8 protein-coding genes are annotated in these 15,110 nt (G+C 43.7%); all 8 read left to right on the top strand.

Features of this window, described 5'->3' with window-relative positions:
* The first annotated feature begins 122 nt into the window (after positions 1–122).
* The gene (locus DEF30_RS09900; protein ID WP_294098824.1) at positions 123–1,133 is read left to right on the top strand and encodes a LacI family DNA-binding transcriptional regulator; all 1,011 of its coding nucleotides are present in this window, start codon (positions 123–125) and stop codon (positions 1,131–1,133) included.
* A gap of 299 nt (positions 1,134–1,432) precedes the next feature.
* Positions 1,433–4,549, top strand: coding sequence for a hypothetical protein (locus DEF30_RS09895; RefSeq protein WP_294098822.1), 3,117 nt, complete (start codon positions 1,433–1,435; stop codon positions 4,547–4,549).
* On the top strand, positions 4,546–5,898 hold the full coding sequence (locus DEF30_RS09890) for a glycoside hydrolase family 30 protein (RefSeq protein ID WP_294098821.1): 1,353 nt from the start codon (positions 4,546–4,548) through the stop codon (positions 5,896–5,898). The genes DEF30_RS09895 and DEF30_RS09890 overlap by 4 nt, the downstream gene beginning before the upstream one ends.
* 358 nt (positions 5,899–6,256) lie before the next feature.
* Entirely contained in the window at positions 6,257–7,795 is a 1,539-nt protein-coding gene (locus tag DEF30_RS09885) for an extracellular solute-binding protein (protein ID WP_294098819.1), read from the top strand.
* 54 nt (positions 7,796–7,849) lie between these two features.
* The gene (locus DEF30_RS09880; RefSeq protein ID WP_294098817.1) at positions 7,850–8,821 is read left to right on the top strand and encodes a sugar ABC transporter permease; all 972 of its coding nucleotides are present in this window, start codon (positions 7,850–7,852) and stop codon (positions 8,819–8,821) included.
* Complete coding sequence (locus DEF30_RS09875; RefSeq protein ID WP_294098815.1) at positions 8,808–9,716, top strand: carbohydrate ABC transporter permease; 909 nt, start codon at positions 8,808–8,810, stop codon at positions 9,714–9,716. The genes DEF30_RS09880 and DEF30_RS09875 overlap by 14 nt, the downstream gene beginning before the upstream one ends.
* A 23-nt stretch (positions 9,717–9,739) precedes the next feature.
* Positions 9,740–13,180 carry a hypothetical protein gene (locus DEF30_RS09870; protein WP_294098813.1) on the top strand — a complete coding sequence of 1,147 codons (3,441 nt, stop codon included), beginning with the start codon at positions 9,740–9,742 and terminating at the stop codon, positions 13,178–13,180.
* Between the two features lie 406 nt (positions 13,181–13,586).
* The gene (locus tag DEF30_RS09865) at positions 13,587–14,918 is read left to right on the top strand and encodes a gluconeogenesis factor YvcK family protein (RefSeq protein ID WP_294098812.1); all 1,332 of its coding nucleotides are present in this window, start codon (positions 13,587–13,589) and stop codon (positions 14,916–14,918) included.
* Positions 14,919–15,110: the final 192 nt, after the last annotated feature.

Genomic DNA, 15,110 nt, shown 5'->3' with positions numbered 1-15,110 from the left:
GAGAAGATTGAAGAAATAAGGTTTGTAGTGTAGAATTTTTAGAAGAGAATAGAATTTGTAGTTTTATGAAATGTTCAAACCACAATGAGTGTGGTTTGAAGTCAGTATAGGGAGATAGAAGAATGGTGACGATTTACGATATTGCGAAAAAGGCTGGTTGCTCGTCCAGTACAGTCTCAAAGGCGCTCAATAACTCATCGACAATCAGCAAGAAAAGAAAAGAAGAAATCATTGCGATTGCGAAGCTTATGGGATATGTTCCGAATTCCAATGCAAGACAGCTTGCCACAAAAAACAGCTGGTCTATAGGAGTGCTTTTCAGCGAAGATATGAATATCGGACTGGAACATCATTTTTTCAGTGGTGTGTTGGAGGCGTTCAAGACCTATGTGGAAGACTTGGGTTATGAAGTGACTTTTGTTTCTAAAAAAGTGGGCCATCAGTCTCTGAGCTATCTTGAATGGTGCAAGTATAAGAATGTGGATGGAGTCTTCATTGTTACTGTCGATGTGGATGATGTCAGTCTGAAGGAGCTCACAGAAAGCGGAATCCCCATTGTCACCGTGGATAATGGCGTTCTCAACGTACCTACGATCATTTCAGACAATTATCAGGGTACAAGGATGGTTTTGAACTACCTGAGGCTAAAGGGGGCCAAGAAGATTGCCCACATCGCAGGACCTATGAGATCCTTTGCTGCGCAAGAGCGTATAGAAGCGTATAAAGACGTTTTAAGAAAGGCCGATGTGGAAATCGATGAGAAGCTGATCATTGAAGCCAATAACTATGATTTCAACAGCGGTAAAAATGCTCTTTATCAGCTAATCAGCCAGTATGGAGGTGTTCCGGATGCTATTTATGCTGCCAGCGATGATATTGCCCTTGGTGCAATCAGAGCGCTGAAAGAGTTAGGGTACAGAATACCAGAAGATGTGAGTGTTGTTGGATTCGACAATATCGAGCTGACCAAATATACATCGCCTTCCTTGACGACCATTGCTCAGGACAAGATCAGAATAGGCAGAGAGGCGGCAAAGCATCTCATTGCCCTGATCAATCATGAAACAGAGAGTGTTCCCGGTATTGTAAAGCGAGTTCCTGTGGAACTGGTGATACGGGAATCGACGATATAAGATAGAATAGTCAAACCTGGAAAAGAGATCTGAGGTGATACTTCAGATCTCTTCTTCATTTTAGAGTTTCCTGAGAGGCCTGAATTAGAGGGCTCTGATGAAAGGTGTTGAGGAATCTGGTTATATCAAAGCGTAAAACTAAAAGGGCGTTCCTAAAGGGAAACCTTTTGTTTGCTTTAAGGAAATCCTATGATATTATAGAGTTAACGAAACCGATTTCGTTAACTGGCATTTGGATGAAAACCTAGATAGCAGAGAGGAAATCGGCGTAATTTATTCGATGTATATCAGGGGGTACTATGCGCTATTATTTTAAAAATAAGGATTTTATCATAGAAAATTACGATAAAGGGAAACCCTTTTCCAGTTTTCTGCCAGGGATTGCAGGGTTGTATGGAATTCCTTTATGGGCATTTTATGCCAATCGGGGCCAAGGCATCACCAGTTTTGGTGTTCGAGACAAAAATGAGCCGATACAGGAATTCTTTCCCGCCAATACGAGCTATCAGTATGTGGACCGATATGGATTCCGCAGTTTCGTGAAGGTTGATGGGGAAGTATACGAACCCTTTGCTGTGAGCAGCCAAGATGAAGTGCAGAGAGATATGCAGATTTCCCGGGGGCATTTTTCTATAGTGGAAGTCAATAAGACCCGTAAGATTACGTACAAGGTCACATATTTTGGACTTGTGAATGAACCGGTGGCTGGGCTTGTCAGAAAGGTTGAAATCATCAATGAAGGAAGTCAGAGAGCCATTGAGATTGTAGATGGTCTTGCTAATATTCTTCCCTCAGGCACAACCAATGAAACCTATAAGAATATGTCAAATCTCATGGTTTCCTGGATGGGCGTCGAGAATATAGAAAATCATATTCCCTTTTATAAGTTCAAAGCATCCAGTGGGGATGATGCAGAAATCTCCATGAATCAGAAGGGGCATTTCTATCTTTCTTTTCTGGAGGATGGAGAGCTGATCAAGCCGGTTGTGGATCTGGAGAAGATTTTCGGATATGACACTTCACTTACTGTGCCGGTTCATATGGAGAACCAAAGTCTTCAAGAGTGGGATCTTCAGAATCAGATACTGGTCAATCAAGTACCTTGCGGCTTTACGCCGGTATTTAAAATCCTTGGGGCTGGAGAGCATCTTCACCTCCATACCATCATCGGCAATGTTTCTGATGTGGAGATCATCAACGAGAGAGCTTCCTCTTTTGCCAAAGGAGCCTATATTTCTCATAAGCTTCTTGAGGCGGAGAACATCATCGATGATATGGTTCGTGTCATAGAAACAGAATCCGGATTCCCTGTTTTCGATGCGTATCTGAAACAGAACTTTTTGGACAATACCTTGCGCGGAGGCTATCCGCTCATCTTTGGGGAAGGAGATAAGAAGAAAGTCTATCATGTGTTCTCCAGAAAGCATGGAGACCCAGAGCGGGACTATAATTTTTATTCTCTAGCCCCCGAGTTTTACTCTCAGGGAAATGGAAACTATCGGGATGTGAATCAGAACAGGCGTAATGATGTTCTTTTCGTGCCAGAGGCGGGTCTGTTTAATGTGAAGATGTTCATGAATCTTCTGCAGCTGGATGGATACAACCCATTGGGGGTTCAAGGCACTACTTTCACCATAGATACGGAAGCTGCAAATAATCTCCTGGAAAACTATATTCTTTCGGGTCAGGAACAGCTGAAAGAGATTCTTGCTGATCATTTTACACCGGGAGCTGTTATGATGAGGATCCAGCGTGAAGAAATCAAGCTTCTTGTCCGTGAAGAGGAGTTTTTATCAAGGCTTCTGGAAATGTCTGAGCAGCATACTGAGGCGGTATTCGGAGAAGGGTACTGGTCTGATCATTGGACGTATAATTTTGATCTGATTGAAACTTATCTCAGTGTTTACCCGGATCAGCTTCAGGAGCTTTTGTTTGAAGATAAGACATACCGGTATTATGAGAGCCCTGCCTATGTGCTGCCAAGACATGAGAAGTACGGGCTCACTGAAAATGGGACGATCAGACAGTATGGTGCCATCAAAGAAGAGAAGCATTCCATCCGCTTTGAACAGTCTAACTGGAGAATGGTGGACGGAAGAATCTATGAGACGAACCTTGCTCAGAAGCTTCTGAATCTTATCCTTGTGAAGTTTACTACACTGGATCCTTATGGAATGGGGATGGAAATGGAGGCCAACAGGCCTGGCTGGAACGATGCCATGAATGGTCTTCCAGGGGTATTTGGTTCTGGGATGAGCGAAACTGTGGAACTGGTCCGTGTGGTGAGATTTCTCAAGAATAATCTGACAGACCCTGTGAGTGTGTTGGATGTAACTTATGAACTCTATCGGGGGATTGTAGAAGTCCTTTCGAAGGGGCTGTCTCTTTTTGACCAATGGGATGAGATGTCCTCTCTTAGAGAAGGTTTCAGAAAGAAGATTCAGTATGAAATCACCGGTACAGAGAAGATTATGGGAGTCGAAGAAACTGTTGAGTTTCTTGAGCTGATCGAAAGGAAACTCCTGGATGGAATTGACCGGGCGAAGTCTTTCCATGGCGGTATGCTGCCTACATATCTGCATTATGAAGTCAGTGACTATGAAATGCTGGAGGGGCGAACCTTTTATGGGTTACAGGCCGTTCGCGCAAAAGCTTTTGAACTGATAAAACTTCCGTTTTTCTTGGAAGCTCCTGCAAGATACTATAAGATTGGGTCGCGGGAAGAAAATCAGAGGCTATATCACCTGGTCAGGAACTCAGGTATCTACGATGAGGTGCTGAATACTTATAAGACCAGTGAGTCTCTGGAGGAGATGAGCTACGAAATTGGCAGAATCAGAGCTTTCTCGCCAGGATGGCTGGAGCGGGAGAGTAATTTCCTTCATATGACGTATAAATATCTTCTGGGCCTATTGAAGGGAGGTCTTTATGACTTGTTCTTTGAAGAAATCAAAATGAACCTGGTCTGTTTCATGGACCCGCAGATTTATGGGCGTTCCACACTGGAGAACTCAAGTTTCATCGCAAGCAGTCTCAATCCAAACAGAAGTGTTCATGGTCAGGGATTTGTGGCCAGACTCAGTGGGTCCACTTCGGAGATGCTCAGTATCTGGCAGCACATGATGTTTGGAAAAATGCTGTTCACCTATACAGACACCTTGAGGTTTACGCCCGAACCAGTGCTGAATGTGGATTTCTTTGTGGAGGGACGTTTGAGAACGACACTCTTTTCAGAAATTGAGTTCATTATTGAGAATGCTACGGGGCTCCCAACCTATTCAGAACAGGTGGCTGTTGATTATTATAAGGTGGATGGGGAAAAATGTTCATCCATAAGCGGTGAATTGGCGCATAAAGTTCGAGAACGACAAGTGAAGCAGATTGTCATGGTGTATAAGGTTAAGGAGGAATTATGAAAATTAAAGCGGTAAGGTCTGAAAAGAGAGAATTGAAATTCTGGAAAACACTGCCTGATAGGGAAATGGGGTCTTATGATGCAAAGAGGCCTGTGATCGTCGTGAACAGCCAGATGGAGTATCAGGAGTTCATGGGCTTTGGTGGCGCATTTACGGAATCTGCGGCGTACACGTTATCCGAAGCTCCTGAAATGGTGAGGCAGGAAGCGCTTCGTGCCTATTTTTCGAAATCGGAAGGTTTGGGGTATGTTCTGGGGAGAGTTCATATTAATTCGTGTGACTTCTCGCTTGAAAATTATGTTTATGTGGAAGAGGGGGATCAGGATCTTCGCAGCTTTGATCTCTCCAGAGAAGACAAGTGGGTTGTTCCGATGATCAAAGATGCTGAGGGGTATGCAGGGGAGCCTCTGAAGCTTCTTGCGTCTCCTTGGAGCCCGCCGGGTTATATGAAAGATACAGGTGAAATGAACTATGGCGGAAAACTTCTTCCGGAATACAGCGAAACCTGGGCGAAATATTATGTGAGATACATTGAGGAGATGAAGAAGCGTGGCATTGACATCTGGGCGGTGAGCATACAAAATGAACCGCTCGCCACCCAGACTTGGGATTCCTGTATCTATACGGCTGAGGAAGAGAGAGATTTTATTAAGAATCATCTTGGGCCAGTGCTGAAAGAAGCTCATCCCGGTACAGAGATCATTGTGTGGGACCACAATAGGGATGTTCTCGTGGAACGTGGGTCTGTGGTGCTTTCAGACAAAGAAGCGGCAAAGTATGTGTGGGGTGTGGGAAATCACTGGTATGTCAGTGAAGCTTTCGAAAATCTTACAGCGCTTCATAACTTGTATCCAGAGAAGCATCTCCTTTTTACAGAGGGGTGCGTGGAGCTGACAACCACCTCTGAAAATGCGGTGCACAATGGGTATTTGGGCTCTTGGTCCAATGGGGAAAGATATGGCCGAAACATCATTGGTGACTTTAACAACTGGAGCCGAGGGTGGATTGACTGGAATCTCGTGCTGAATGAGATTGGGGGACCGAACCATGTCCACAATTACTGTGAAGCACCATTGATGTATGACCGCAACCAGAAGAGGCTGATCTATAATAATTCGTATTACTATATTGGTCATTTTTCGAAATATATCGCTGTAGGGGCGAAAAGGCTGGAGATCAGTGTCACAAAAGAAGGGGTATATGCAGTGGCGTTCCGTAATCCTGACGGCCGGATTGTTGTGGTTGCTCAGAATGAAGGTTTTATCGCGGAGCTGGCTCTGGTGGTGGATGGTCAAGGGATAAACATCAATCTTCCGGATCATTCCATTACAACATTTATGGTTGATTAAAGGAAAGCGGTTTCGAAAATTGCGGGATTAAGCGCTGAAACAGTCCGTTTTCTTCATGTGGGTTATGACTGGGGTTCTAGATCATTTTATTCTGATCAGGATGACTTTTCTGAACGGCTGTTATCTGCTGAAAAGTCGAAAGTCATTGAATATCAATGTGTTAGAAGATTAAATCAATCTTTTTTAATGATGGAGAGCAAAATGGCATCTTCGATGAGTGGTGGTTCAATAAAGATAAAAAGGTTTTCATTTTTTAAAAAATCTTTCGAAAAAGCATTGAAACCGCTTTCGTGATTGTGTTATATTATGGGTACGACATTACTGTGTGTTGAAAAAACTTTAAAAAGGGGTTAATCGGATGAATATCAAAAAAATTCTTTCATTCTTACTGGCGTCTATGGTTGTTCTTTCTGCCTGTGGCAAGAAAGAGGATGCACCTTCTGTGGAGGTTGATCCAAATAAGGACTATTCCAATGAGAAGTTGGTAATCTGGTCTTTTACAGATGAACTTCAGACCGCTGGTGATATTGATAACTTTAAGGAGCTGTATACTGCAGACGGAAAGCCGTTTGCTGGAATGGAAGTAGAATTTGTAGCTGTATCCATTCAGGATGGTTACATGGATAAGATTTTACCAGCTCTGTCCTCCGGAAATGGACCAGACGTTTTTACAGGCGAGCTCGATCATATCAAGCAGTTTATTGAAGCTGGATACTATGCGGATATTGAAACCATGATGGAGAACGATAAAGATGTGGATCTGGCTGCTGAAAAAGCGGATTATGCTGAATACATCTGGCAGTCTGGAATTGATCCTGCAACCGGAAAGCTTGCCGCATTATCATGGCAGGTAACACCAGGCGCTATTTTCTTCAAGACAGATATGGCTGCTGAAGTTTGGGGAACAGAACCAGGCTTCCCAGCTGAGGGTACAGATGATTATAACGCTGCTGTCACAAACTGGATGAACGAAAACAAGTTCAATACCATTGACAACATGCTACAGGCTCAGGTGGAAGTGAAGGAGTTCAATCCAAACTGGCGTTTATTCCCAGATGATCAGGCTGTAAGACACTTTGCAGCAGGAACCAATGATCCTGCTAAGTGGATTGGAGAAGATGGAAAGCTGAATCCTGCGAAAATCAAAGAGCAGATTCCTTACATCAATCTGGTTAAGGGTATGTATGGAGAGACCATCAGTGATTCCTTGACAGCCAATGCAGCTGAGTGGAGTGGTCCTTGGTTTGATGCCATGGATAAGGATCTGACAGATGCAGAAGGAAAGAGCTGGCAGGTTATGGCATACTCCATGCCAACATGGGGTCTAAAGTATATTATCGAACCAAACATGGAAAAAGTGGATGCCAGTGGCAACACACTGCCTAAGCCAGCAGAGGACGCTGACCAGGCAAAGAAAGACGAGTATGAAAAGGCAGCGTTTAAAGGCAACTGGGGTATGGCTTCAGGTCCTAACTCTTATTTCTGGGGTGGAACTTATCTTGGAGTTAACGCAGACTCAAAGAATCCAGAAGCAGCATTTGCATTCCTGAAGTCCATGCTGTTTGACAAGGAAAGACTTGCAGAGAGACAGGCGGCTGACGGAGACATGTATTCTGTTGAATCTGTTATGGCACCAGTCATCGCTGACTATGCTGGAAGAGAATCCCTAGGCGGCATGAATCACCTGGAGGTGTTCAGTGAAGAAGCTTCCAAGATTGATCTATCCAACGTTACTGTGTATGACAGAGGACTAAATGATCTTCTAGGCATCCATATCACAAATTACAAGCAGGGTTCTGCAGGTTATGCTTCCGTAGCGGATGTGCTGACTGCATTCTACAATGATGTGAAGGTAACATATCCTGAAATCTATGTGGATGGACTGCCAACTGAATAAACAAAAACTATGCAGAAGTAGACGTAATGTCTACTTTTGCATATGGAGGTAAAAATGAGAAAAACAAAGGAAAGGAAAGGATATTTTTTCATCACACCATTTTTCCTGGTGTTTGCATTATTTAATGTATATCCGATTCTGTTTACACTCTATCTTTCTATGACCAGATATAAGGGCTATGGACCACAAGTGTTTATTGGAGCGGAGAATTTCAAGCTGGTTTTCAATGATCCCAATGTGGTGGATGCGTTCTTCAATACCATCAGAATCTGGGCTGTGAACATATTTTTCCAGATCTTTTTGGCATTTCTGCTGGTGATGATTTTTTCAGACATCAAATACAAAGTCAAAGGGCTGGGATTCTTCCGCGTGGTGTTTTATCTGCCGAATCTCATCGCTTCTGCGACCATAGCGTTGATTTTCTTTAAACTTCTAGATCGGGATTATGGAGTGGTGAATCAGGTTCTCTTTAACATCGGATGGATCGATCAAGCCATTGGTTGGCTTACAAAGCCTATTCTGGCTCAGATGAGTGTTTCAGGTATTCAGACTTGGATGTGGTTTGGCAACTCGTTTATTCTGTTCATGGCTTCTGTGCAGGCAGTAAGTAAAGAAACATTTGAAGCTGCAAGAATTGACGGTGCCACCAGACTTCAGATCATGAAAAACATCACCATACCCTCTATTAAACCCATCCTGATGTATGTCATGGTGACAGGGCTTATTGGTGGTCTTCAGCTTTTTGACATACCGTTTCTCATTACCGACGGCAAAGGTTTCCCGGAAGGCAGTCTGAACACAATGATTGTATACATCTATAACATGGCTTTTGTTTATCGAAACTACGGTTATGCATCCGCCCTTTCCTTTGTTTTATTTTTACTCATTATGGTCTTTACCGCTGTTTTTACCATCGCAACAAATAGACGAGAAATTAAAGAGTTTTTTATGAACCATAAAGAGAAGAAGTTGAGAAAGAAGCAGGCACTGATGATGAAAGGTGGTGATTCTCTTGAAAGGCAATAGAATCGTAGAGCGCAGCGCTCCACAGACCGAAGAGGAAAGACGGAGAGAAATTCGAAGAAATAAAATCAGAAAAGTGACGGTATATACGCTGATCTATCTTTTTCTGGCGTTTTTGGTGGTTATTGCAGTGATACCCTTCTGGATAGTGCTCATCAATGCCACCCGAGACGGCATGTCTATTTCGACTCAGGGAATCACGTTGATACCTGGAAAAAGTTTAATGGAAAACTATAAAATTCTCGTGGAGAACGTTGATGTGATGCGTGGTTTCAGAAACTCTCTGAAAATAGCCGTGTCCGTTACGGTTCTTTCAGCTTATTTTTCCGCTCTGACAGCATACGGGTTCCATATCTATAATTTTAGAGGGAAAAATGTTCTGTTTGGGCTGATTCTGATTTTCATGATGGTTCCCAGCCAACTGGCATTTCTAGGGTATGTCAGACTCATGACACAGATTGGTCTCATGGACAATCATCTTGCACTGATCATACCGTCCATTGCCTCTATCGGCACGGTATTTTTCCTCAGAGCCTATATCAGCTCATCTTTAGGAAGAGAGATCATAGAGGCTGCGAGAATAGACGGCGCAGGAGAGATGTACATCTTCCATAGGATCGCACTGCCTCTTATGGCACCAGGAGTTGCAACCATGTCCATCTTCACCTTCATCGGATCTTGGAACAATTATCTCAGTGCGCGAGTGATTTTAAGTTCCAAGGAAAATGAAACACTGCCCATGGTTATTTCCTCGCTGAAAGCGCTTCGGATCTGGTATCAGAATCAGGGAGCAATTTATCTGGGATTTGCCATCTCGATTGTACCAATTGTTATTGTGTTTATTTTCGCCTCGAAATATCTGATTGAAAATATCTCAGCAGGTGCAGTAAAAGGCTAACCATAGGATGAAAGGATAGTAAGATGAGAGATAAGAGTTTATATATCGGGGATTGTATTTTACAAGGAGATTCACCGGAAGTTTCTTTGAAAACAGTGGAAATGAACGGTGAAACATTTTTCAGAATCAGTGATTTTCATGAGATGCCTCCATTTTTCATGACCATTGTCAATGATGGGGATTTCTGGATGTTTGTGTCCAGTACCGGTGGTCTTACGGCGGGAAGAGAAAATGCGGATAATGCTCTGTTTCCCTACGTCACCGACGATAAAGTCCATGACAGCATAGAAACCACAGGACCAGATACCGCATTGATCGTTTCCTTGGGAGACCGGAGGGTTTTCTGGAAACCTTTTACGAACCATAATGCGGATTTATATAAAATCCAGAGAAATCTATACAAGAACACCATGGGGAACAAAATAGTATTCGAGGAAGAGAATCTTGATCTCAACCTGACCTACCGATACTCCTGGAAAATGAGCAGCCGTTATGGGGTGGTCAAAGAGTCAGAGATTGTCAGCAGCTGCGGCAAAACTGTAGAGATTTCTGTGCTGGACGGGATTCGGAACATCCTCCCTTATGGGGTCGATGCACTAACCCAGACAAGCCGAAGTACGCTCATTGATGGATACAAAAGAAATGAACTGATAGAAAGCGCTGCGCTTGGGATTTTTACACTGAGCTCCATCATTTCGGACCAGCCAGAACCCAGTGAATCACTGAAAGCGACAACGGTTTGGACAAAGGGCTTGGGGGATGCCAGGTATCTTCTCTCCGAAAAGCAGATCAGAAATTTCGCAAAGGGTCTTGAAGTGTCCACTGAGCATGATATCAAAGGACAACGAGGAGCGTTTTATGTCTCCGCTGAACTGATGCTTGAACCTTCTGACATAAAGAAGTGGGTGATTGTTTCAGAGCTGAAGCAGAGCGCATCAGATGTGGAATCCCTGATGAAAGAGATTGCGGATGGAGACAGCATACTGACTTCCTTGGAAGAGGATCTTGTAAGAGGTGACGAAAAGCTCAAAAAACTGGTCTTTGATGCAGATGGGTTCCAATTCACAGAAGATCGGTTGGCCGGGTACAGACATTTTTCGAATACGCTTTATAACATCATGCGTGGTGGGATTTATGCGGATGGGTATAGGATTACCACGAAGGACCTCATTGCCTTCATTGGAAAATGGAACAGTTCTATTATGGCGAAATACAAGGAAGAGCTGGAGAACTTGCCTGGGGAGATCAGTTATTTGGATCTGCTCGCTATGGTGGAGAAGACTGGAGACCCTGATTATGAGCGGTTGGTTCTTGAATATCTGCCTCTGACCTATTCCAGACGTCATGGAGATCCCAGCCGTCCATGGAATAAATTCAACATCAAGATCAATGGTGAAAATGGGGAACAGAATCTGAATTTTGAAGGCAACTGGAGAGATATTTTCCAGAACTGGGAAGCCCTTTCTATTTCCTTCCCAGAATATATTGAAAGCATCATTTCCAAGTTCGTGAATGCATCTACACCGGACGGATACAATCCGTACCGAATCACGAAGGATGGAATTGACTGGGAAGAACCGGATCCTTCTGATCCCTGGTCTAATATCGGTTACTGGGGAGATCATCAAGTGATCTATCTTTTAAAGATCCTGGAGATGTCAAGAAACTACCATCCAAAGAAATTGGGTGAAATGCTCTCAAAAGAAAGCTTTGTCTATGCCAATGTACCTTATAGAATCAAAGGAATAGACGGCCTGATCGAAAATTCGAAAGATACCATCGTCTATGATGAAGAATGCGCGGGACTCATCGAACAAAGAGTGGAGAACTGTGGTGCTGACGGCAAATTGCATTTTAGAGGAGAAGAGATTTATCATGTGAACCTGATGGAAAAACTCCTTGTGGTGATGCTTTCTAAGATGTCAAACTATATCCCAGGAGGGGGTATATGGATGAACACACAGCGTCCGGAATGGAATGATGCCAACAATGCTTTGGTTGGAAATGGCGTATCTATGGTTACGTTATACTATCTCTACAGGTACTTGAGCTTTATGGAGCGGCTGATGGATGAGGTATCTGGAACTGTAGATGTATCCTCTGAAGTGAAAGCCATGTTCGATCAGATGCTGAAGGTGCTTTCAGAAAGTGAGGAAGCTCTGGAGAGAGGGCTCACGGAAGAAGAGCGGTTTGAGATGGTCAAGAAACTTGGTAAGATTGGAGAATCCTACCGCCAAGCGATTTATGAGAATGGTTTTACAGGTGAAAAGATTCAACTTGATTATCTGGATGTCAGAAGATTTTTGAATACGGCAGAACGGCATCTGATCACGACCATCAAAGAAAACAGAAGAGAAGATGGACTCTATCATTCCTATAATCTGCTGAAGTTCTCTGGACATACCTGCACGCTATCTCATTTATATGAGATGCTTGAAGGCCAGGTGGCGGTGCTAAGCTCCGGAGCCTTAAGCGAGGATGAAGCGCTGAACGTGCTGGAAGCTCTCAGAAACAGTAAAATTTACCGTGAAGACCAGAACAGCTATATGCTGTATCCTGAAAGGGATTTGCCGAAGTTTTTGGAGAAAAACATCATTCCAGCGGAAGCGGTGGAATCCTCTCTGATTTTGAAGAAGGAACTTGAGATGGGTTCCCGGAAATTTGTGGAAAAGGATGTCAATGGTCAGTACCGGTTTAATGGACAATTCCGAAATGCCAAGGAAATCATGGATGCTTTAAGAAAAACTGATGCCTATGAGCATAAGGATATTCAGGCTGTGGGTGAGATATTCAGCAACTTGTTTGATCACCATGCCTTTACCGGCCGATCGGGGACCTTCTTCAAGTATGAGGGTCTAGGAAGCATTTACTGGCATATGGTTTCAAAACTGGTGCTGGCTGCGAAGGAAAATCACGACCATGCGGTTCTTAGGGGAGCTGCGGATGAGGCGGATCAGCTGAAAAAGCACTTCAGAGATTTAAAAGAAGGCATTGGCGTGACAAAATCACCAGTAAAATATGGCGCGTTCCCAACGGATGCCTACTCCCACACACCAAGTTTTGCTGGTGTCCAGCAGCCTGGCATGACGGGACAGGTCAAGGAGGATATCATAACAAGATTCAGTGAGCTTGGTGTCTTTGTATCGCAAGGGGAAATCTCCTTTGCACCGACTCTTTTATCGGAAGAGGAGTTCATAAAGAGCCCTGTGGATTGGATGCTGCCTGGACGGAAGCTGGATATTAGGGAGAACCAGCTCGGATTCACCCTATGTTCTGTGCCTGTGATATATGAATGTACAGACCATGATGCTGTCTCGGTGTTTTATGAGAATGGGGATAGATACACCTTTGAGAACTGCCTTAAGCTCAATAGAGAAATCTCATCCAGTATCTTCAGACGGGAAGCTAAATTTGACAAAATCATCGTACAGATCAACTGGGAGAAGGTAAAAAGCAAAAGATAATGTGCATGAACGATGTAGTTCATCTATATTGAATTGGTGAAAACCTGATTTTTAAAGGGAGAGGCTATGTTATCATAGTCTCCCCTTTCAGTTTGAGGAAAAGTGGCAGCTTCCACATGATGCATAAGAAAAGAGATTCTTCACATATGTATTTGAGTGGGACCTTATGGGTGCACTTTGTCTAGGGAAATGCGAAGTAAAGTTCAGTGCTAAGCTAAGAAAAGCATTGCCCGAACATCGTATGCCATACAGAGATTTGAGTTTTATCGACTTTGGAGCCAGAGGAGAAACAGGGATTCCGTGGAATTTACCGCAAGAACTTCTTATGTACTGGCGATATGTTCCCTATCCAAGCGGCTGTGGTATAATCTATGTAATAAATATGAGGGATTTGTGGTGCATAACTATGAAGATAAAAGACTGGCTTAATATGGGTGTGGGGTTGAAAAGATGGTTTGGACTGGGGATCGTAGGCATAGGACTCCTAATATTTGCGATCATAGAGCTTATTTTCAGACGCTTTGGAGAAGAAGCCTATAGCGTCTATTATGTGTATCTTCTGATACTGGGAGCTTCCACCTTGTATGTATCTACTGCGGAGCTTATCAAAAGCTTTATGAGTCTTGTGCAGGATGGTCTCATTCATTTCAATATGGACTCCAGGGAGATCGGAAGTCTCATTCATGACAAGAAGCTTCTGGTCCAAGGACCAAGAGTGGTCATCATTGGTGGAGGAACAGGTCTTTCCACCATATTGAAAGGGATCAAGAACTACACCAATAATATTACCGCCGTGGTGACCGTGGCCGATGACGGCGGCGGCTCAGGCGCGCTCAGAGAGGATCTTGGCATCCTGCCGCCTGGTGACATCAGAAACTGTCTGGTGGCCCTTGCCAACACAGAGCCTCTCATGGAGGAACTTATGCAGTACCGTTTTAAAGATGGTACGCTGAAAGGACAAAGCTTCGGTAATCTTTTTCTGGCGGCCATGGATGGAGTATCAGACAATTTTGAGGATGCAGTGCAGAAGATGGCCAGCGTCCTTGCCATCACTGGTAAGGTGCTCCCTGTGACCTTGGATAATGTGAAGATTCATGCGGTGCTGGATAACAATCAGCTGGTGGTGGGAGAGTCCCATATTCCAGATGTGAGTATCAAAGAAGGAGCGAGGATTCAAAGGCTCTATATTGTGCCCGAGGATGCAGAGGCATTAGAAGATGTGAAAAATGAAATTCTACGGGCAGATGCCATTATTTTAGGTCCAGGATCGCTATACACCTCTGTTATTCCAAACCTTCTGGTGAAAGGTGTGCCTGAAGCCATTAAAGAAAGCAGAGGCAGGAAGATTTACATCGCCAATGTCATGACTCAGCCTGGTGAAACAGATGGCTTTAAAGTATCGGATCATCTGAAAGCGCTCTATGCCCATGGGGACATCGGTCCGCTGGACTACGTTTTTGCCAATGATATGAAGATCAGAAATGATCATCTTCGGGAAAAGTATCATCGAATGAACCAGTTTGAAGTGGAGATTGATTATGAGAACCTTAAAGAAGAGCCTTTCAAACTGATCCAGGGAGACTTTATAAAACCAAGAGAATCTTCTGTACGGCATGATGCGGATAAGCTCTCACAGAAGCTCATGGAGATTGTTCTGGAAGAGACCTTGGTCAGTGACAAGAAGAGAATTCTGGAGTATGTGGCGCTGTCTGGAAAACTCAAAGGGAAGAAGCAGTAGGATTGAATGTAAAATTAGACCGGAATCTTTGATGTGCAGTCAGAGCTTTCGGTCTAATTTTATACGACGTAAAGGGGTCTTTTTGCGATGCACCAGGGATGGTTTATGTTATAATTGAAGGGTCAGCTGTACTAAAACTGTCTTGAAAAATACAGAAGATACAGAGAATTATCGAACTATAATAAAACAGGC

The organism is Proteiniclasticum sp. (genome assembly GCF_003514505.1).
Taxonomy (GTDB): domain Bacteria; phylum Bacillota; class Clostridia; order Clostridiales; family Clostridiaceae; genus Proteiniclasticum.
Note: the sequence above shows the minus strand (reverse complement) of the source record. Positions and strands in the feature narration are given on the sequence as shown.